The organism is Neoasaia chiangmaiensis (assembly GCF_002005465.1).
Lineage (GTDB): Bacteria > Pseudomonadota > Alphaproteobacteria > Acetobacterales > Acetobacteraceae > Neoasaia > Neoasaia chiangmaiensis.
On the sequence record NZ_CP014691.1, the window covers coordinates 1,101,212 to 1,119,299 of the forward strand.

Below are 18,088 nucleotides of genomic sequence, written 5' to 3' on the forward strand. Positions count from 1 at the left end.
GCCGGTTGCGTCACATCGCTGCGGCGCGCTCCGCCTCGAACATGTAATCGCGCGTCAGGGGCACCGCATCGATGCTACGCGTGAGTTGCAGCTGGAAATTCATATGTCCCTGAACGCGAAACGACAGTTCGGCACCCGTCAGATAGAAATCGAACATGCGATAGAAACGCTCGTCATACAGCGCAAGAATCCTGTCCCGATTGGCCGCGAAACGCTGCCGCCAGATCGCAATCGTCTTGGCGTAATGCAGGCGGAGCACCTCGCAATCCGTCACCCATAGCCCGGCCCGCTCAACGGCGCCGAGCGTTTCGCTCAATGCCGGCGAATAGCCGCCGGGAAAAATATATTTGTTGATCCACGGATTTGTCGAACCTGGCCCGTCGGAGCGACCGATGGAATGCACGAGCGCCACACCATCAGGCTTGAGACGTTCATGCACCGTGCGGAAGAACTGATCGTAATGGCCGATGCCCACATGCTCGAACATGCCGACGGATACGATCCGGTCGAACTGGTGCCGGATCGCACGGTAATCGCACAGTTCGAACCGCACCCGGTCCGACAGCCCTTCGTCGGCCGCCCTCTGCCGTGCTGCCTGCAACTGCTCCTGCGATAACGTCACGCCCGTCACACGGGCGCCGAACTCCTTCGCCAGCGTCAATGCCATGCCGCCCCAACCGCACCCGATATCCAGAACGCCGAGATCCGGACGGTCGAACTTCAGCTTGGCCGCGATATGTCGCTTCTTCGCCAGTTGCGCCTCTTCGAGCGTCATGTCGTCCTGCGCAAAATAGGCGCAGGAATACTGTCGGTCCCGATCCAGAAACAGCCGATACAACTCGCCATTGAGGTCGTAATGATGCTCGACGTTGCGTCGCGACCGACGCCGATCATTGAACTGCCGGACACGCCGGGTCAGGAAGCGAAATCCGCTTTCAAGACGATTGAAGATATGATGGCTGTCCTGCATGTTGGTCATCAGGACGAGAAGCACATCCTCAAGCGTACCATCGACCGGCTCAATCAGGCCGTCCATGTAACCTTCGCCGAAAGCCAGTCCCGAATTGACGATCAGCGCTCGCAACGCCTCGTCGGTCTTGATCCGCATGGCAGCCTTCGGCCCGGGCGAACCCTCATAGCGCCGTATCGAACCGTCCGGCATGATGATAGTCAGGCTGCCCGTCCGAATGAAACGCTTGATGACCTGATCGAACAACAGTGACATCCACACCCCCAGTTGAATACGGCGGACAATCAAAATCGTTTGTCTCGACGTGCGTCAATGCATGACGGAAATGTTCAGCCATAAAAAAACCCCGCCAGAGCAATGCTCTGAACGGGGTTCCTTTGATCGGCAATCTCACTTTCGCGAGATATCGGATCAGCCTTCGGCAGACGCCTCGGTCACTTCGACCGGCTCTTCCTCGGCATCCGTTTCGAGAACGAACTCGTCTTCCTCGACGCCGATCGCTTCGCCACGCGCCTGACGCTCGGCTTCTTCCGCCGAACGCGCCACGTTGACGATCACCGGGATCGAGACTTCCGGATGCAGCGCCACGCGCGCTTCGACCAGACCCAGGACCTTGATCGGATGATCGAGAACGACCTGATTACGGTCGATGCTCAGGCCTGCTTCCGTCGCCGCGATGGCGATGTCGCGCGGCGTCACCGAACCATACAGGCTGCCGCTGTCGCCAGCCTGGCGGATGATGACGACGGTCAGCCCGTGCATACGCTCGGCCAGACGCTCCGCTTCCTCACGGCGCTTGAGGTTCTGCGCCTCAAGCTGCACGCGCTCGGTCTCGAAACGCTGACGGTTCTGCGCATTGGCGCGGAGCGCCTTGCCCTGCGGCAACAGATAGTTGCGCGCATAGCCCGGCTTCACGCGGACGATCTCACCCATCTGGCCGAGATTTTCGACGCGCTGGAGCAGGATCAATTCGGTCTGTGACATGCCAGCCCCCTCAGTTCACGACGTAAGGCAGCAGGGCGAGGAAGCGCGCACGCTTGATCGCCTGCGCCAGTTCGCGCTGCTTCTTGGCCGAAACGGCCGTGATGCGGCTCGGCACGATCTTGCCGCGCTCCGACAGGAAGCGGCTCAGCAGACGCACGTCCTTGTAATCGATCTTCGGCGCGTTGGGGCCGGAGAACGGGCAGGACTTGCGACGGCGATAGAACGGACGACGTGCGCCAACCGCGAGGCGACGCGCCGCGGGATTGACTTCAGTGTTCGTGGTTTCGGACATGATGCTTTATTCCACTCCCTGCTCGGCGTCGTCACGCTCGCGCGCACGATACTCTTCGCGATCTTCCGAACGACGACCGCCACGGCCGCTATCGAAACGACCCGACGGCTTGGCGCCACCCGAACGGAAACCGCCGCGCTCGCCGCCACGATCGTCACCCTTGCGCGACAGGATCGCGGACGGGTTCTGGTCGATCTCATCGACACGCAGCGTCAGAACACGCAGCACGTCTTCATTGAGGCCAAGCTGACGCTCCAGCTCGCGGATCTGGTCCGGGCGGGCATTGAGGCCCAGCAGAACGTAATGGCCCTTGCGATTCTTCTTGATGCGATACGCAAGCGAACGGAGTCCCCAGAACTCACGCTTCTCGATCGAACCGCCATCCTGAGTCAGCAGGGTGTCGATTTCCTCGACAATGGCCTCGACCTGCGCCTGCGACACGTCGTTACGTGCAATGAGCACGCTTTCATACAGTGGCATGTTTGCTCCCTTCGGATGTGTTCAACCCGATCGCCACCACCGACATCGGCCGGACGACGCTCCTTCCACGAAGCACGGGTATAGCCGGTGCGACGCCACATCGCCCGGCAGGGAAGCGCGGCGTAAAGCACATTCCGCCTGCCACCGCAAGGATATTCGCCCGTTTCGCGCTAGAGCGTGGTGTCAAGTCTCAGCGTTTCCGGAATCGGCAGGCCGAGATCATCCGGAATATCCCATATCTCACGCAGGACATGCGTCTTCCGGAAACCCGCGTTCAGATAGGTCGGCAATGCCCGGGGATGGTCGGCCGTGCAGGTGTTGACGCGAAAGACCTGACATGGCTCAGACCAGGCAAGCCGAATAGCCGCATACAGAAGGGCGCGGCCCAGACCATGCCCGATCGCATCCGGCAGCAGACCCAGATGGGACAGATAAGGCTGCCGGCCCTGCCGTCGGTCGATCTCGAAGAATCCGGCCACGTTATCGTCCGGTGTGTAAAGCACATAGAGCGAAACAGCCGGGTGATGCAGCAGGGCCGTCAATTCCGCCGTCGGCATTTCATACCGCATCCACCAGCAATGCGCCGCGCCGACCCGTCGATACAGATCGAGATAGAAGGAAGGCGCCGGATGCTCGACCAGGGCCAGCCGGTAGCCTTCGGGAAATGGCAATGCAGCAACATCAGGCTGCATGCGCATCTCCAGAAACGTCACATCGACAGCAATGCGCGTCGTGGCGCGACCGATAGGGGAAGAACGAAGATCGTTCATCAACGGCCGCCCGGACTCAGTTGTCGTCCAGGAAGGAGCGCAGCTTGCGGCTGCGACTCGGATGCTTCAGCTTGCGCAACGCCTTCGCCTCAATCTGTCGGATACGCTCACGCGTTACGTTGAACTGCTGACCGACCTCCTCAAGCGTGTGATCGGTGTTCATGCCGATGCCGAAACGCATCCGCAACACGCGCTCCTCACGCGGCGTCAGGGACGCCAGCACACGCGTCGTCGCCTCGCGCAGATTGGTCTGGATCGCGGCATCCAGCGGAATGACCGCCGTCTTGTCCTCGATGAAATCACCCAGATGGCTGTCTTCCTCGTCGCCGATCGGCGTCTCGAGAGAGATCGGTTCCTTGGCGATCTTGAGAACCTTGCGCACCTTCTCCAGCGGCATGCCGAGCTTCTCGGCAAGTTCCTCCGGCGCCGGCTCGCGGCCGATCTCGTGCAACATCTGGCGCGACGTGCGGACGAGCTTGTTGATCGTCTCGATCATATGCACCGGAATACGGATCGTCCGCGCCTGGTCGGCGATCGAACGCGTGATCGCCTGCCGGATCCACCACGTGGCATACGTCGAGAACTTGTAGCCACGCCGGTATTCGAACTTATCGACCGCCTTCATCAATCCGATATTGCCTTCCTGGATCAGGTCCAGAAACTGCAGGCCGCGATTGGTGTATTTCTTGGCGATCGAGATCACGAGACGCAGATTTGCCTCGATCATTTCCTTCTTGGCACGCGTCGTGTCGCGCTCGCCACGAGAAACCGTCGAATAGACGCGACGGAATTCACCGACCGGCAGCCCCGTGCCATGCGAAAGCTCCGCCACCTGCGCGCGCAGGTCCGCGATCCGCTCATAATACTTGGTCGTGAAGTTCTTCCACGACTTGCCAGGCAACGCGGACACGACCTCAAGCCAGTTCGGGTCCAGTTCGTGCCCACGATACTTCAGCAGGAAGTCGTCACGCGACACACGGCAGCTTTCCGCCAGACGCAGCATCTGGCCTTCCAGCCCGTTCAGCCGCTGGAACTGCATCTTCAACTGCAGAACCAGTTCCTCGATGCGATTGTTATGCAGATGGACCATTTCGACCATGGCCACCAGTTCCGAGCGCAGCTTCTCGTAGGTCTGTTCCGACTTGTCGGAGCTTTCCTCACCGCTCGTCAGCGCCTCGATCCGCTTGACCTGCAGCTTGCGCAGCTTGTGATACAGCGGCTCGATCGCCTCGAAACGCGCAAGGATATCGGGCTTGAGCTTTTCTTCCAGCGCCGACAGGGACAGGCCGCTGCCCTCCTGATCGCCACCGTCCTCGCTGCCGCCATCGGCCTCGAAACTGTCGTCGGTCTCTTCCTCGCTCTCACCCTCGCCTTCCGGACCCTCACCCGGATTGCCACCACCCTGGCTGGCTTCCAGGTCCACGATGTCGCGCAGCAACATCTCGCCTTCCTTGAGGCGATCGTGCCAGGAAATGATGGCACGGAACGTCAGCGGGCTTTCGCACAGGCCGCCGATCATCTCGTCGCGACCGGCCTCGATCCGCTTGGCGATGGCGATTTCGCCTTCGCGCGACAGCAACTCGACCGAGCCCATTTCACGCAGATACATCCGGACAGGATCGTCGGTCCGGCCTACGCTGTCAGCGTTGACGTTGCCCGTCGGCGCTTCCTCGGTGTCGGCTTCCGCGGCTTCCTCTTCCTTCTCCTCGGTCGCCTCGCCGTCTTCCTGGTCCTCGTTCTCGACAACCTGGATGCCCATCTCCGAGAAGATCGCCATCACGTCCTCGATCTGCTCGGAGGACATCTGGTCCTGCGGCAGGACAGCGTTCAGTTCGTCGAAGGTAATATGGCCGCGCTCGCGCCCCTTGGCGATCAGCCGCTTGACCGCACCGGATTGCGTATCAAGGACATTGGTGTCGCCGTCCTGTTCCTGCGCGTTCCGCTCCGTTCCCGTGGCCGTCTTGGTCGCCATGCCCTGCTCCCTGCTCACCGCGCGCGGCGGTACCCAACATATATGTTCCGGAGTGCCCCGCCGACACACTCGCGGTTTGGAGCGACCGGCATTCCTTCACCAACAGAAGAAACGCCGAACGGCGCCCTCTCCACTCCCGGTAAAGGCCGCTCACGTCTATCGCTCCACCCGGCCGCTACCGACCGCTACGATCCACTAGCCCCAAGGCCAGCAATTTCGGCAGCGTGCAGGTGGGCGATCGGCGCGCCGAAGTCAAGGGCCTAGGGCCCGTTCCGTCGTTTCGACTCGTGGCTGTGGCTTAATCGTCATCATCCGGCGCTTCAGCGCGATTCAGCCGGTCCATCGCGCGCAAACGCGCATTCAGCCCCTCCGGGAAGGCCTCCAGCGTCCGATCCTCCAGCGCGCGCTGCGTGTCCTCCAGCACCGCCTGCCGGAAAGCCGGGAAGTTCACCAACCCATATGCCTCCCACCACCGTTGCAGCGCGCCCGCCTCCAGCAGGACATCGGCGCCACCGGCAGAAGGCACGCGCGGCAAACGTCCGGTCAGGAGCGCGCGCGCGCGCTCATCGAGCTGACGCCTTTCCATCCAGACCATCAGGTCGTCCGCCACCAGCACTGCCTCCGGCGGCTGGTCGCCGAGCCAGTCCAGCATCGCCTCGCGCAGATCGTCCAGATCGGGCGGCAATTCCAGACCGGCATAAGCCTGCTCCACCTCCGGTATGTGTTCCGGATGCGCCAGCAAGATAGCCGTCATGAGCCGGAGCCTCTCCGCCGCCCCATTCGTCAATGCGCCGCGCGCCGCCACAGGCCCGTGATCGGGTGCCTTCCGCCCGCGCGGGGCACCGCCACGGCGGAACATGCCAAAAAACCGGTCCAGCAGCGTGCGACGATATTCCGCCGCCAGATTGCGATCGGCGATCATGCCGGCCGCCGCCTCAAGCCGCGCCCTCAGCGCCGCGCGCTGTTCCGGGCTCGGATTCTGCATGCCAGACGTCAACAACCCGAACAGTTCGTCCGCCAGCGATGACGCTCCAGCCAGAACCCGCGCCATTGCACCTGGCCCCTCACGACGAACAAGACTATCTGGATCGTCCTGCGAATCGAGGCGACAGAAACGCAGCGTCTTCTCCGCCCCCAGCAGCGGCAGGGCCGTTTCCGCCGCCCGCAATGCCGCGCGGCTGCCCGCCGCGTCGCCATCCAGGCACAGGACCGGCTGCGGCGCGACCTGCCACAACATCTCGATCTGCTCCGATCCCAGCGCCGTCCCGAGCGGCGCGACGGCGGCCCGAAACCCTGCCTGATGCAGGGCGATCACATCCATATACCCCTCGACAACCAGCAATTCCTGACCGGGCTCGCGAACGGCCTGCCGTGCGCGGTCGAGATTGAACAGATTGCGGCGCTTGGAAAACAGCGCCGTCTCCGGACCATTCAGATATTTGGGCTGCCCATCGCCCAGTGTCCGCCCACCGAACGACACCAGCCGCCCGCGTCGGTCCCGGATCGGGAAGGTCACGCGCGAAAAGAACAGCTCCCCCTTGATCCCGCCGCGCTCGTCGACACGCATCAGACCGGCCTGCACCAGTTGCTCCGGCGTGATATCCTCCCGCCGCAATGCCTCCACCAGGCCGCCTCGCCCATCGCCGGACCAGCCAAGACCGAACGTCGCAATCGTCTCGTCGCTCAGGCCGCGACGGTGCAGATAGGCCAGTCCCTCCCGACCTTCCCTCTCCCGCAGCTTGCGTTGCCAGATCGCCTGCACGGCTTCCAGCACATCGCCAAGCGACTTCGCTTCCCGTGCCCGCGCTTCCACGCGCGGATCCTGGCGCGGCATGTCCAGCCCCGCCTCACCCGCCAGTTGCTCGACAGCCTCGGGGAAACTCCGCCCCTCCGCCTGCATGACGAACGAAATGACGTCCCCATGCGCGCCACAACCGAAACAATGAAAGTGGTCGTCATAAACATAGAAAGAGGGCGTCTTCTCCCCATGAAAGGGGCAACACGCCTTCCAGTTGCGCCCGGACCGCGAGAGCTTCGTACGGCGCCCGATCACCGAAGCGATCGGCACGCGCGCACGAATTTCGTCGAGAAAGGCGGGGTCGAGCGCCATGGATCAGGAAAGCTTGGCTTTCACCACGCCATTCGCCCGCCCCATGTCGAGATCGGCACCGAAACGCGCCTTCAGGACGGCCATGACCTTGCCCATCTCCTTCATGCTCGCCGCCCCGCTCTGCGCGATCGCTTCGTCCACGGCCGCCGCCAGGGCCGCATCGTCCATCTCCGGCGGCAGATAGGACTTGATGGTCGCGATTTCCGCCTCCTCCTTTTCCGCAAGTTCGGGCCGGCCACCATCGCGATACATCGCAGCGGACTCCGTGCGGGATTTAATCATGCTGCGCAGCATCGGCACGATATCGCCATCATCGACATCGCCGCCCTTCACGCGCGCCGCCACATCCAGATCCTTGATCTTCGCCGTAATGCCGCGCAGCTGCGCCACCCGGTCCGCTTCCTTGGCCTTCATCGCCGTCTTGAGATCGTCGGAAATCTGCGTGCGCAGAGACATGGCCGTTCCTCCAAAATACATACGGGCAGGAAGTTTTTTCCCGCCACAAACAACACTCACACGGCGGGAAAAAACTTCCCATCGCCGTTCTGACGCGTTAGTTAGCACTAACTAATCGACGCTCCGAGAGGAAAGCGGCCATGGATATCGAGAACATCATCGCCAAGGTCGGCGGCGCGGAAGCAATGGCCGCCCTCACCGGCGTCGGCTCCGAGGCTATCCGCAAATGGCGCCAGACGCGCGCCATACCGGCCAAGCATTGGGCCGCCCTGCTGCGACAGCCCGACATCTCCCTGGCGGACCTGACGCCGGACCATACCCATAACCCTGCACACGACAGCGAGGCGGAATTGACCGATACTTGTCCCGACGGCGCCAATGCCGCCCTCGTTCTGGCTGACGGGACCGTGCTCTGGGGCCGCGGCTTCGGCGCACATACGGATGGCGCCGCCGTGGGCGAACTGTGCTTCAACACCGGCCTGACCGGTTATCAGGAAACACTGACCGACCCTTCCTTCGCCGGGCAGATCGTCACCTTCACCTTCCCGCATATCGGCAATGTCGGCACCAACGCGGAAGATGACGAGGCCCCCCGCATCGCCGCACGCGGGGCCGTGGTGAAAGAGGACATCACCGCCCCCGCCAACTGGCGCTCCTCCGCACCGCTATCGGACTGGATGAAGCGCCACAACGTGCCCGGAATCGCCGGCATCGATACCCGCCAGATCACGCGCCGCCTGCGCGACGACGGTCCGCAGACCGCCGTGCTGGCATTCCCGGCGAACGGCCAGTTCGATATCGTCGCCCTCCGCAAGCAGGCGCAGGCATGGCCGGGCCTCGAAGGCATGGACCTCGCCAGGGACGTTTCCTGCACGCAGAGTTTCACGTGGGATCTCGGCGTCTGGGAGCGCCCGGCTGCCGAACGCACGACCAGGCGGCGTGTCGTCGCCGTCGATTACGGCGCTAAACGCAACATCCTGCGTTGCCTCGTCACCGCCGGATGCGACGTCACGGTCGTGCCCGCCACGGCCTCGGCGGAAGATATCCTGCGCCATAATCCCGAAGGCGTGTTCCTCTCCAACGGGCCCGGCGATCCAGCCGCCACGGGCGCCTATGCGGTGCCGGCCATCAGGGATGTGCTGGCGGCGAACGTGCCGGTCTTCGGCATCTGTCTCGGCCATCAATTGCTTGCCCAGGCGCTCGGCGCGACCACCTACAAGCTTGCTCGCGGCCATCGCGGCGCGAACCAGCCGGTCAAGGATCTCGGCACCGGCAAGGTCGAGATCACGAGCCAGAACCATGGCTTCGCCGTGGACGACAAATCCCTGCCGGACGGCGTGGAGATCACCCATACCAGCCTGTTCGATGGCTCCAATGAAGGCATCCGCAGCACGAAATACGACGCCTTCTCGGTTCAATACCACCCCGAGGCCAGCCCCGGCCCGTCGGACAGCTTCTATCTCTTCGAACGTTTCGTCGCGGTCATGGACCGTCGCGCGGAAGCGCACGCACCCGAAAACAACGCCAAAGCGGGAGCCTGATCCATGCCCAAACGTACCGACATCAAGTCGATCCTCATCATCGGCGCCGGTCCGATCGTCATCGGCCAGGCCTGCGAATTCGACTATTCCGGCACCCAGGCCTGCAAGGCGCTGAAGGAGGAAGGCTATCGCGTCATCCTCATCAACTCCAATCCCGCCACGATCATGACCGATCCCGGCCTGGCCGATGCGACCTATGTCGAGCCGATCACCCCGGAATTCGTCGAGCGCATCATCCTGCGCGAAAAGCCCGATGCGGTCCTGCCGACCATGGGCGGCCAGACGGCCCTGAACGCCGCCATGGCGCTCGACAAGTCCGGCTTCCTCAAGAAGCATGACGTGGAGCTGATCGGCGCCGACGCGGAAGTCATCGATCGCGCGGAAGATCGTCAGAAATTCCGCGTGGCAATGGATGAAATCGGCATCGAAAGCCCCCGCAGCGCCATCGCCCACACGCTGGAAGAGGCACGCACGGCACTGTCCGATGTCGGTCTGCCCGCCATCATTCGCCCGTCCTTCACCATGGGCGGCGCAGGCGGCGGCATCGCCTATAATCGCGAGGAATTCGACCAGATCGTCCTCGGCGGTCTCGATGCCTCCCCCACCACGGAAGTACTGATCGAGGAATCGGTGCTCGGCTGGAAGGAGTACGAGATGGAAGTCGTCCGCGACAAGGCGGACAACTGCATCATCATCTGCTCCATCGAGAATATCGACCCGATGGGCGTGCATACCGGCGACTCCATCACGGTCGCCCCCGCCATGACGCTGACCGACAAGGAATACCAGCGCATGCGCGACGCCTCGATCGCGTGCCTGCGCAAGATCGGCGTCGAGACCGGCGGCTCCAACGTCCAGTTCGGCGTCAATCCGGCAGACGGCCGCATGGTCGTGATCGAGATGAACCCGCGCGTCTCGCGCTCCTCGGCGCTGGCGTCCAAGGCCACCGGCTTTCCCATCGCCAAGATCGCCGCGAAACTCGCCGTCGGCTACACGCTGGACGAACTCACGAACGACATCACCCGCACGACGCCTGCCAGCTTCGAACCCACCATCGACTACGTCGTGGTGAAAATCCCGCGCTTCACCTTCGAGAAATTCCCGGGCGCCCCCGCGCTGCTCTCGACCTCGATGAAATCGGTCGGCGAAGCCATGTCGGTCGGCCGCTCCTTCGCCGAAGCCCTGCAAAAGGGGCTGCGCTCGATGGAAACGGGCCTCACCGGCCTCGACCCCGTGGAAGCGCCCGGCGACGGCTCGCTGGACGCCTATCGCGCCGCCCTGTCCGAGCCGCGTCCGGAGCGCATCCTGATGGCGGCCCAGGCCCTGCGCGCGGGACTCAGCCTGGCAGACATCAACGCCGCCTGCCGCTTCGAGCCGTGGTTCCTGGAACAGTTGCACGCAATCGTCACGACCGAAAACGAGATTGCGGCCAACGGCCTGCCGCACACGGCGCGCGACCTGCGCCGTATCAAGGCCATGGGCTTCTCCGACAGGCAGCTTGCCCGCCTGACCGAACAAAGCCCGGCCGAGATCGCCGCCCTGCGCCAGAAGCTTGGCGTAGCGCCGGTCTATAAACGCATCGATACCTGCGCCGGCGAATTCGCGTCCGACACGCCCTATCTCTACTCGACCTACGAAGGCGGGTTCGGCACGCCAGAGTGCGAAAGCCGACCGACCGCGCGCGACAAGATCATCATCCTCGGCGGCGGTCCGAACCGTATCGGCCAGGGCATCGAGTTCGACTACTGCTGCGTGCACGCCGCCTATGCCCTGCGGGAGGCCGGGTTCGAGACCGTCATGGTCAACTGCAACCCGGAGACCGTGTCCACCGATTACGACACCTCCGACCGCCTCTATTTCGAACCCCTGACGGACGAGGACGTGATCGCCCTCATCCGCACGGAACAGGCAGGCGGCAAGGTCCTCGGCTGCATCGTGCAGTATGGCGGCCAGACACCGCTCAAGCTCTCCCGTGCACTGGAGGATGCGGGCATTCCGCTGCTCGGCACACCGGCCGACGCCATCGATCGCGCCGAAGACCGCGAGCGCTTCCAGGCCCTGCTCCGCAAGCTCGGCCTGCGCCAGCCGGAGAACGGCATCGCCCGCAATCCCGCCCAGGCCGAGGAGATCGCGGAGAAGGTCGGCTATCCCGTCGTCGTTCGCCCGTCCTATGTGCTCGGCGGCCGCGCCATGGAAATCGTCCACGACCGTGCGGGCCTGCAACGCTATATCCGCAGCACGCTGCAACTCGCCGGCGCCGAGGTCTCGTCAGGCCCGATCCTGCTCGACCATTACCTCAACGACGCGATCGAGGCGGATGTCGACTGCATCTCGGACGGCCAGAGCGTGTATGTGGCCGGCGTCATGGAACACATCGAGGAAGCCGGCATCCATTCCGGCGACTCCGCCTGCTCGCTGCCACCCTACACGCTCTCGCCGGCCATCGTGACCGAGCTCAAGGCACAGACGGAAGCCATGGCGCGCGAACTGGGCATCGTCGGCCTGATGAACGTGCAGTATGCGATCAAGGAGCACGAGGTCTTCGTGCTGGAGGTCAACCCCCGCGCCTCCCGCACCGTGCCGTTCGTCGCGAAGGCGACAGGCGTGCCGGTCGCCAAGATCGGCGCCCGCGTGATGGCCGGCGCGAAACTCTCCGAGTTCAAGCTGGACGGCGATGCCATCGCCCCGCACGTCGCGGTCAAGGAAGCGGTTTTCCCCTTCCACCGCTTCGCGGAAACCGACACTATCCTTGGCCCGGAGATGCGCTCGACGGGCGAAGTCATCGGTCTGGACTCCAGCTTCGAGCGCGCCTTCGCCAAATCCCAGCTGGCGGCGGGCGTGAAGCTGCCGCAGACCGGCACGGTGCTGCTCTCGGTCCGAGACGGTCACAAGACGCAAATCCAGGCCCTCGGTCGCAAACTGGTCGAGATGGGCTTCACCATCATGGCCACCCGCGGCACGGCAGCGAAACTGGAGGAGGCGGGAATCGGCGTCAGGCTCGTCAACAAGGTGCTGGAAGGTCGCCCCCACTGCGTGGACGCCATCCGCTCCGGCGATGTGCAGATGGTCATCAACACCGCCCAAAGCGCGCAGTCGGTGCGCGACAGCTTCGATATCCGCCGCTCGTCACTCGTCGCCGGCGTGCCACACTTCACGACGCTGGCCGGTGCGCGCGCGGCAATCTACGCGATCTCCGCCATGAAGGACGGCGCGCTGGAAGTCGCCCCGCTGCAATCCTACTTCAAACGGGCATTCTAGCCTTCCATGGCACGGTCGGTTGCCGCCTTCACCATGGTCCACAACGAGAGCGTTATGCTCCCGTTGTGGCTGGCGCACTACGCGCGTGAAATCGGCGCCGACCATCTGCATGTCCTCGATCACGGCAGCGACACGCCGGTGCGGCTCGAACAGGGACATGTCGAGCCCGTTCCCCGCACGACGCTGGACGAAATCGACCGCGCCGCTCTGGTCGCCGACTACCAACGACATCTTCTGCGCCACTACGACGACGTTATTTTCACCGATTGCGATGAATTCCTCGTCGCACGTCCATCGCTCTACACCTCTCTGGTCGATTACGCGGCACGACGGACGACAGACATCGTGCGATGCGTCGGCGCCGATGTGCTGGAACATCCGAACGCCCGGCCGATCGACTGGTCGCGCCCCATCCTGCGCCAGCGCCCTTACGCATCCCTGCGTTCATGGTCCTGCAAGACACTGCTTTCCGCCGAACCGCTCAACTGGTCGCCCGGCTTCCATCAAAGCACGCCACCGGGAACGCCGGATCGCGATTTATGGCTGTTCCATCTCAAATATGCCGACCTGCGTTACGTGCTCGATCGACTGGCGCTGACACGCGCGCTTGACTGGAGCGACCGCGCCCGCGCACTCCGCCATGGCGACTCACACCGATTGCCGGACAGCGCCATGCGGGCATTTTTCAGGGAGGCGCAGCGCGACTACCGGCTGGAAAATCTGGATATCTTTCTGGATCAACCCCGCGGCTCCGAGACGCCGGATACGCCGCTATGCCCCATCCCGCCGGAATTCCTCGACGCGCTCTAGCCTTGTTGCGCCACGTGCGCCTCATAGGCATCGAGCACCGCATGCGTCGGGCCGTCCATCCGCACACGCCCCGCATCCATCCAGAGCACGCGCGTGCACCATTCCCGCATGATCGGCAGGGAATGCGAGGTCAGCACCATGATATCGGCATGGGCGACCATCTCCTCCAGCCGCGCATGTGCCTTGTCCTGAAAATGCTGGTCACCCGCCATGAACCACTCGTCCATCAACAGGATCTGCGGGCGCGGCGCCGTCGCAAGACCGAAGCCCAGTCGCACGGCCATGCCAGAGGAGTACAACCTGACCGGCAGATCGAGGAACGCACCCAGCTCGGCAAAAGCCTCGACATCGCGTTCGAGCGCCGCCACGCCCTCGCGCGGCAAATCGAGCAGCCGCGCGAAGAGATGGATGTTCTCCCGCCCCGTCAACGCCATGTTCATACCCGCCTGCGGGTCGAGCAATGCGTGCATCCGCCCACTGACCTCCAGCGAACCGACGCCGGATTCGTAAATGCCCGCCAAGGCACGCAACAGGGTCGATTTTCCCGCGCCATTATGCCCGATCAGGCCGACGCGCTCGCCGGCCGAGAGCATGAAATTCACATCTTCCAGCGCCTGCACGCTGACGACAGTCCCCTGACGCCGCATCGTGCCGCCGACGCGCCCGATATCGCGCACGCTCCGGAAAAGCGTCTTTTTCAGTGAGCGGGCATTGCCATGCAGCACGGGAAAAGCCAGCGCATAATGCGCCACGCGAATGAAAGGCTTGTCGTCCATCAGACCCAGAATGCCAGTCGGCCACGCACCCTGGCGAACGCCGCCAGCGCAATACCGCAGAACACAACGCTGACCCCCAGCGCCACACTCGTCACCTGCGATGACGGAACGTGGCCCAGCAACGGCGCCCGCACGATCTCCAGCAGTGAGTAAAACGGATTGAAGATCAACCACCATCCATGGGCGCCGAGTTGACGGGGCTGCCAGATCACCGGCGTGACATAGAACGCGATCTGCAACAACGCGCCCACGATCGGCGGAAGATCCCGGAACCGTGCGCAGAGCGTGCCCAGCAACAGACACGCCGCCATCCCGTCCAGCGCCCAGAGCAGCAGCGCCGGCAAACTCAGCAACGCAATCGCTCCCGGCCACAGACCGTAAATCGCGAACACGCCCAGCGGCACGACGATATTATGCGCGAAAACAATGGCATTGCGCACCAGCACACGCACGGCCTGCAATGCATAGGGGAGACGAATGGCCCGAATGCTGCGCTCGGCATCCGTGTAGCATGTGCAGGATTCCTGAAGGATCCCCGCCAGCCCGACCTGCCAAAGCGTGAGGGAAAGCGACAGGAACGGCAAATATTCGCGCAGGACGACATGGAAAAGGCGCGCATAGATCACACCCATCGATCCCAGCATGATGACGGAGGACAGCGTCAGCCAGAATGGCCCCAGGACGGAGCCGCGGTAGCGTAGCTTGATGTCGAGCCAGCCGAGTGAGACCGCCAGTCGCCAAAGGCCCACCGTCTCGCGCAGATCGGCGAGCGCGGCGCGTGCCGACGTCGAACCGCGCGACGGCGAATGCCCTGTGACTGACAAACCGGAATCCATCACGACCGCCTAGCCGATCGATCACGCGCCGACAACCGCATCCAGCGCCTGTCGGTAACGCAGATGCGACCTTGCAAGGAAAAATCGTACCCTTTAAATGATTTGGCGAGGTTTTTTGCCCTGCTATCCTGCTTTTCGCCGCAATCTCCGTCCATTGCTCCCCGCTTCGGATTTCTACGCTTCAGGTGATCGACGCCATGCCACGTTCCCGCGCTGCCCGAGCTTCCACATCACGCCCGAGCAAGCCGATGCGTCATGACAAAGGCCGTTTCCCCGCCATCGGGCGCGCCGTGTTGGCAATGGGCGCGGCAGGTGGCCTCGCAGCCTGCGCCACGACGCAAGGGTCCAGTCCGCAGGTTCCCGTCGTGCAGGAAGCCGCCAGCTATCGGGCTCACGCGAAGAACTACTATGCCCCGCCGGGCTCGAGCAGCGATCCCTGGGGACCGTATATCGAGGAAGCCTCGCAACGTTTCGATGTGCCCGGCACATGGATCCGCGCCGTGATGATGCAGGAATCCGGCGGCCGTCTCTTCGACAAAAACGGGCAGTTCGTCACCTCGATCCCCGGCGCCATGGGCCTGATGCAGCTCATGCCGCCCGCCTATGACGACATGCGCGCGCAATACGGTCTGGGCGACGATCCCTACGATCCGCACGACAATATCCTGGCCGGCACCGCCTATATCCGTCAGATGTACGACATCTACGGTTCGCCCGGCTTTCTGGCCGCCTATAATGACGGCCCCGGCAATCTGGACGCCTATCTGCGTCGCGGCCGGCCGTTGCCGCGCGAGACGCGCCGCTATGTCGCCTCGATCGGCCCGCAACTGGTCGGCTCGTGGCCCAGCAATCGCTCGCAGGCCGATCTGATGGTCGCATCGCACGATCCGAACGCGCCCGATCCGGTCATGGTCGCCCAGAACACCGCCGAAGCAACCGCGGTGCGCGCCGCATGGCGCCAGCACGATCGAAGCGAACCATCGTCGGATGATAACGACGACCAGCCCGTGCAGGTCGCCGAAGCGCCGGCAACCGCTGCGACGCCGGCCCCGGCCTATACGCGCAACTGGAACGCCGCTTCTTCCGGCGGCGCGCAGTCGTCCTCGGTCAGCGCTGCCTGGGCGGCACGCGGGATCAGCGCGCCAAAACCGGCACCTGCGTCGTCCCCCATCCAGATGGCCAGCGCGCAACCGTCGGCCAGCCCGTCTCCCACCAGCGTATCGCAGGCCTGGGCCAGCCGCACGGTCGCCGAACCGATCCCGGCGGCACCGACCCTGAGCGCGCAGCCTGTCTTGGCCCGCGTAACGCAGCCGCCATCCGCGACGCTACCGGCGCAGCACCGCATGTCTTTCCACCTCATTACCCCGGCCATGGCGGAGCCGTTGCCGACGGTGCAGCGCGCAACCCCCGTCCTGCCGCATAACTGGTCGATCCAGGTCGGTGCCTACAAATCCGCCGCTCTGGCACAAAGCGCGGTCAGCCAGGCCCACAGCCATGCCCAGATGCAACTCGCGAGCGCCCGGACATTCGTCGCGCCGGTCGATGCCGGGCATGCACATCTGTATCGCGCGCGGCTGACCGGTCTGTCGCATGACGACGCCATTGCGGCCTGCCGCCGTCTCGGTGGACATACCGCTCCCTGCGTCGTCGTCTCGCCGACAGGTTTCTAACCGCATTTTCTTCCTGCCTTGAAAGGCTGCCCAATGTCCCGTCGTCAATGGTTTGCCGTCTGCCTGATTGGCGAGTTGGTCGGCACATACTTCGCCATAACGCCGGCTCACGCCGCGCTTTCCGTCGGTGCGAAAGCACCGGATTTCTCGGCCCAGGCCAGCCAGGGCGGCAAGGAGTTCGCCTACACGCTGGCCTCGGCACTGAAGCAGGGCCCGGTCGTCCTGTATTTCTACCCGGCGGCTTTCACCAAGGGCTGCACGATCGAGGCCCATGACTTCGCGGAAGCCATTCCCGACTTCAAAGCTCAGGGCGCCAGCGTCATCGGCGTCTCGATGGACCCGATCGCGAAGCTCGACAAATTCTCCGTCAGCGAATGCCGCAGCGCCTTCCCGGTCGCAGCGGACCCGGAAGGCCACATCACGAAAGCCTATGACGCCAAGATGCCGATCATGGCCATGGCCAAGCGCGTGTCCTACGTCATCGCGCCCGATGGCCATGTGGCGATGAGCTACAGTGCGATGTCGCCGGACGAACACGTCGCGCGCGCCATGGCAGCCGTCAGGGACCTGAAAGCGCATGCCTCGACCCCGTGAAAACCGTCAGTTCCGAACAGGGTCATAACGTTGGCGACGCGCGGCCGTTGAGGCTTCGCGATGATGTCGTCAGCACTGCCGTCTATGACGGGCCGGGCGATTGCTACCGCTACAGGCTGCATCGGGTCTGGGACGCCGCCAGACCGTCCATACTGTGGCTGATGATGAACCCTTCCGTCGCCACGGAAGTGGGAGACGACCGCACTGTCGCAAAATGCCAGCGCTATGCGCGCGCCTGGGGCTATGGCGGTATTTTCGTCGGCAATACCTTCGCCTATCGCTGCACCGATCAGAAACGCCTGCTGGAAGTGCCGGATCCGATCGGCCCGGGCAATGATGCCGCCCTGCTGGACATGGCACGCGATGCCGCGATGACCATCCTCGCCTATGGCGCACCGCATCATAAATCATTGCGCGCACGCGGCACCGAGGTCGCGCACATGCTGGCCGCTTCCGGTATCCCGTTGCATGCGATGCGCATCAGCCGCTCCGGTCGACCGGAGCACCCGCTTTATCTTCCCGGCGCGCTCCAGCCCCGGATATTCGACATCGACGCACCTGTCTGACGC

16 protein-coding genes are annotated in these 18,088 nt (G+C 63.7%); 6 read left to right on the forward strand and 10 right to left on the reverse strand.

What is annotated here, in order from left to right; translation table 11 throughout:
- Window positions 1-10 precede the first annotated feature (10 nt).
- From A0U93_RS05255 to A0U93_RS05290, 8 genes are all read right to left on the reverse strand, one after another.
- Window positions 11-1,225: an SAM-dependent methyltransferase gene (locus tag A0U93_RS05255; RefSeq protein ID WP_077806420.1), complete on the reverse strand. Its 1,215-nt coding sequence runs from the start codon at window positions 1,223-1,225 to the stop codon at window positions 11-13.
- A gap of 156 nt (window positions 1,226-1,381) precedes the next feature.
- Window positions 1,382-1,954, reverse strand: coding sequence for a 50S ribosomal protein L9 (gene rplI / locus A0U93_RS05260; protein ID WP_077806421.1), 573 nt, complete (start codon window positions 1,952-1,954; stop codon window positions 1,382-1,384).
- 10 nt (window positions 1,955-1,964) lie between these two features.
- A complete protein-coding gene (gene rpsR, locus A0U93_RS05265; RefSeq protein ID WP_077806422.1) occupies window positions 1,965-2,246 on the reverse strand; it encodes a 30S ribosomal protein S18 in 282 nt (93 codons plus the stop codon).
- Between the two features lie 6 nt (window positions 2,247-2,252).
- On the reverse strand, window positions 2,253-2,726 hold the full coding sequence (gene rpsF, locus A0U93_RS05270; protein ID WP_077806423.1) for a 30S ribosomal protein S6: 474 nt from the start codon (window positions 2,724-2,726) through the stop codon (window positions 2,253-2,255).
- Between the two features lie 170 nt (window positions 2,727-2,896).
- On the reverse strand, window positions 2,897-3,496 hold the full coding sequence (locus A0U93_RS05275; protein ID WP_077806424.1) for a GNAT family N-acetyltransferase: 600 nt from the start codon (window positions 3,494-3,496) through the stop codon (window positions 2,897-2,899).
- 16 nt (window positions 3,497-3,512) lie between these two features.
- Complete coding sequence (rpoD, locus tag A0U93_RS05280; RefSeq protein ID WP_077806425.1) at window positions 3,513-5,468, reverse strand: RNA polymerase sigma factor RpoD; 1,956 nt, start codon at window positions 5,466-5,468, stop codon at window positions 3,513-3,515.
- A 298-nt stretch (window positions 5,469-5,766) separates the two neighbouring features.
- On the reverse strand, window positions 5,767-7,578 hold the full coding sequence (gene dnaG / locus A0U93_RS05285; RefSeq protein ID WP_077806426.1) for a DNA primase: 1,812 nt from the start codon (window positions 7,576-7,578) through the stop codon (window positions 5,767-5,769).
- A 3-nt stretch (window positions 7,579-7,581) separates the two neighbouring features.
- Window positions 7,582-8,034, reverse strand: coding sequence for a GatB/YqeY domain-containing protein (locus A0U93_RS05290; RefSeq protein WP_077808345.1), 453 nt, complete (start codon window positions 8,032-8,034; stop codon window positions 7,582-7,584).
- 140 nt (window positions 8,035-8,174) lie between these two features.
- Between A0U93_RS05290 and carA the strand changes: the two genes are divergently transcribed.
- Genes carA through A0U93_RS05305 form a run of 3 tightly spaced genes read left to right on the forward strand, consistent with a single transcriptional unit; the run spans window position 8,175 to window position 13,643 of the window.
- Window positions 8,175-9,575 (forward strand): glutamine-hydrolyzing carbamoyl-phosphate synthase small subunit, encoded by a 1,401-nt coding sequence (carA, locus tag A0U93_RS05295; protein WP_077806427.1) that lies wholly within the window; start codon window positions 8,175-8,177, stop codon window positions 9,573-9,575.
- 3 nt (window positions 9,576-9,578) lie between these two features.
- Window positions 9,579-12,833 (forward strand): carbamoyl-phosphate synthase large subunit, encoded by a 3,255-nt coding sequence (gene carB / locus A0U93_RS05300; RefSeq protein ID WP_077806428.1) that lies wholly within the window; start codon window positions 9,579-9,581, stop codon window positions 12,831-12,833.
- 6 nt (window positions 12,834-12,839) lie between these two features.
- Window positions 12,840-13,643, forward strand: a complete 804-nt coding sequence (locus tag A0U93_RS05305; RefSeq protein ID WP_077806429.1) for a glycosyltransferase family 2 protein — start codon at window positions 12,840-12,842, stop codon at window positions 13,641-13,643.
- Here the strand turns inward: A0U93_RS05305 and A0U93_RS05310 are convergent.
- Together A0U93_RS05310 and A0U93_RS05315 are read right to left on the reverse strand one after the other, a co-directional pair.
- A complete protein-coding gene (locus A0U93_RS05310; RefSeq protein ID WP_077806430.1) occupies window positions 13,640-14,419 on the reverse strand; it encodes an ABC transporter ATP-binding protein in 780 nt (259 codons plus the stop codon). The two genes, A0U93_RS05305 and A0U93_RS05310, sit on opposite strands and share 4 nt — an antisense overlap.
- Window positions 14,419-15,255: an ABC transporter permease gene (locus A0U93_RS05315; protein WP_077806431.1), complete on the reverse strand. Its 837-nt coding sequence runs from the start codon at window positions 15,253-15,255 to the stop codon at window positions 14,419-14,421. The genes A0U93_RS05310 and A0U93_RS05315 overlap by 1 nt, the downstream gene beginning before the upstream one ends.
- A 197-nt stretch (window positions 15,256-15,452) precedes the next feature.
- On the opposite strand from A0U93_RS05315, the gene A0U93_RS05320 reads away from it, so the two are divergent.
- Genes A0U93_RS05320 through A0U93_RS05330 form a run of 3 tightly spaced genes read left to right on the forward strand, consistent with a single transcriptional unit; the run spans window position 15,453 to window position 18,085 of the window.
- Window positions 15,453-16,925 (forward strand): transglycosylase SLT domain-containing protein, encoded by a 1,473-nt coding sequence (locus A0U93_RS05320; RefSeq protein WP_147151140.1) that lies wholly within the window; start codon window positions 15,453-15,455, stop codon window positions 16,923-16,925.
- A gap of 33 nt (window positions 16,926-16,958) precedes the next feature.
- Entirely contained in the window at window positions 16,959-17,519 is a 561-nt protein-coding gene (locus tag A0U93_RS05325; protein WP_077806433.1) for a peroxiredoxin, read from the forward strand.
- Entirely contained in the window at window positions 17,516-18,085 is a 570-nt protein-coding gene (locus A0U93_RS05330; RefSeq protein ID WP_077806434.1) for a DUF1643 domain-containing protein, read from the forward strand. The genes A0U93_RS05325 and A0U93_RS05330 overlap by 4 nt, the downstream gene beginning before the upstream one ends.
- Window positions 18,086-18,088: the final 3 nt, after the last annotated feature.

Bases quoted from the DNA above. Each gene is read 5' to 3' on its own strand.
- A0U93_RS05255 (WP_077806420.1), bottom strand. From the start codon at position 1,225: ATGTCACTGTTGTTCGATCAGGTCATCAAGCGTTTCATTCGGACGGGC.
- rplI (WP_077806421.1), bottom strand. From the start codon at position 1,954: ATGTCACAGACCGAATTGATCCTGCTCCAGCGCGTCGAAAATCTCGGC.
- rpsR (WP_077806422.1), bottom strand. From the start codon at position 2,246: ATGTCCGAAACCACGAACACTGAAGTCAATCCCGCGGCGCGTCGCCTC.
- rpsF (WP_077806423.1), bottom strand. From the start codon at position 2,726: ATGCCACTGTATGAAAGCGTGCTCATTGCACGTAACGACGTGTCGCAG.
- A0U93_RS05275 (WP_077806424.1), bottom strand. From the start codon at position 3,496: ATGAACGATCTTCGTTCTTCCCCTATCGGTCGCGCCACGACGCGCATT.
- rpoD (WP_077806425.1), bottom strand. From the start codon at position 5,468: ATGGCGACCAAGACGGCCACGGGAACGGAGCGGAACGCGCAGGAACAG.
- dnaG (WP_077806426.1), bottom strand. From the start codon at position 7,578: ATGGCGCTCGACCCCGCCTTTCTCGACGAAATTCGTGCGCGCGTGCCG.
- A0U93_RS05290 (WP_077808345.1), bottom strand. From the start codon at position 8,034: ATGTCTCTGCGCACGCAGATTTCCGACGATCTCAAGACGGCGATGAAG.
- carA (WP_077806427.1), top strand. From the start codon at position 8,175: ATGGATATCGAGAACATCATCGCCAAGGTCGGCGGCGCGGAAGCAATG.
- carB (WP_077806428.1), top strand. From the start codon at position 9,579: ATGCCCAAACGTACCGACATCAAGTCGATCCTCATCATCGGCGCCGGT.
- A0U93_RS05305 (WP_077806429.1), top strand. From the start codon at position 12,840: ATGGCACGGTCGGTTGCCGCCTTCACCATGGTCCACAACGAGAGCGTT.
- A0U93_RS05310 (WP_077806430.1), bottom strand. From the start codon at position 14,419: ATGGACGACAAGCCTTTCATTCGCGTGGCGCATTATGCGCTGGCTTTT.
- A0U93_RS05315 (WP_077806431.1), bottom strand. From the start codon at position 15,255: ATGGATTCCGGTTTGTCAGTCACAGGGCATTCGCCGTCGCGCGGTTCG.
- A0U93_RS05320 (WP_147151140.1), top strand. From the start codon at position 15,453: ATGCCACGTTCCCGCGCTGCCCGAGCTTCCACATCACGCCCGAGCAAG.
- A0U93_RS05325 (WP_077806433.1), top strand. From the start codon at position 16,959: ATGTCCCGTCGTCAATGGTTTGCCGTCTGCCTGATTGGCGAGTTGGTC.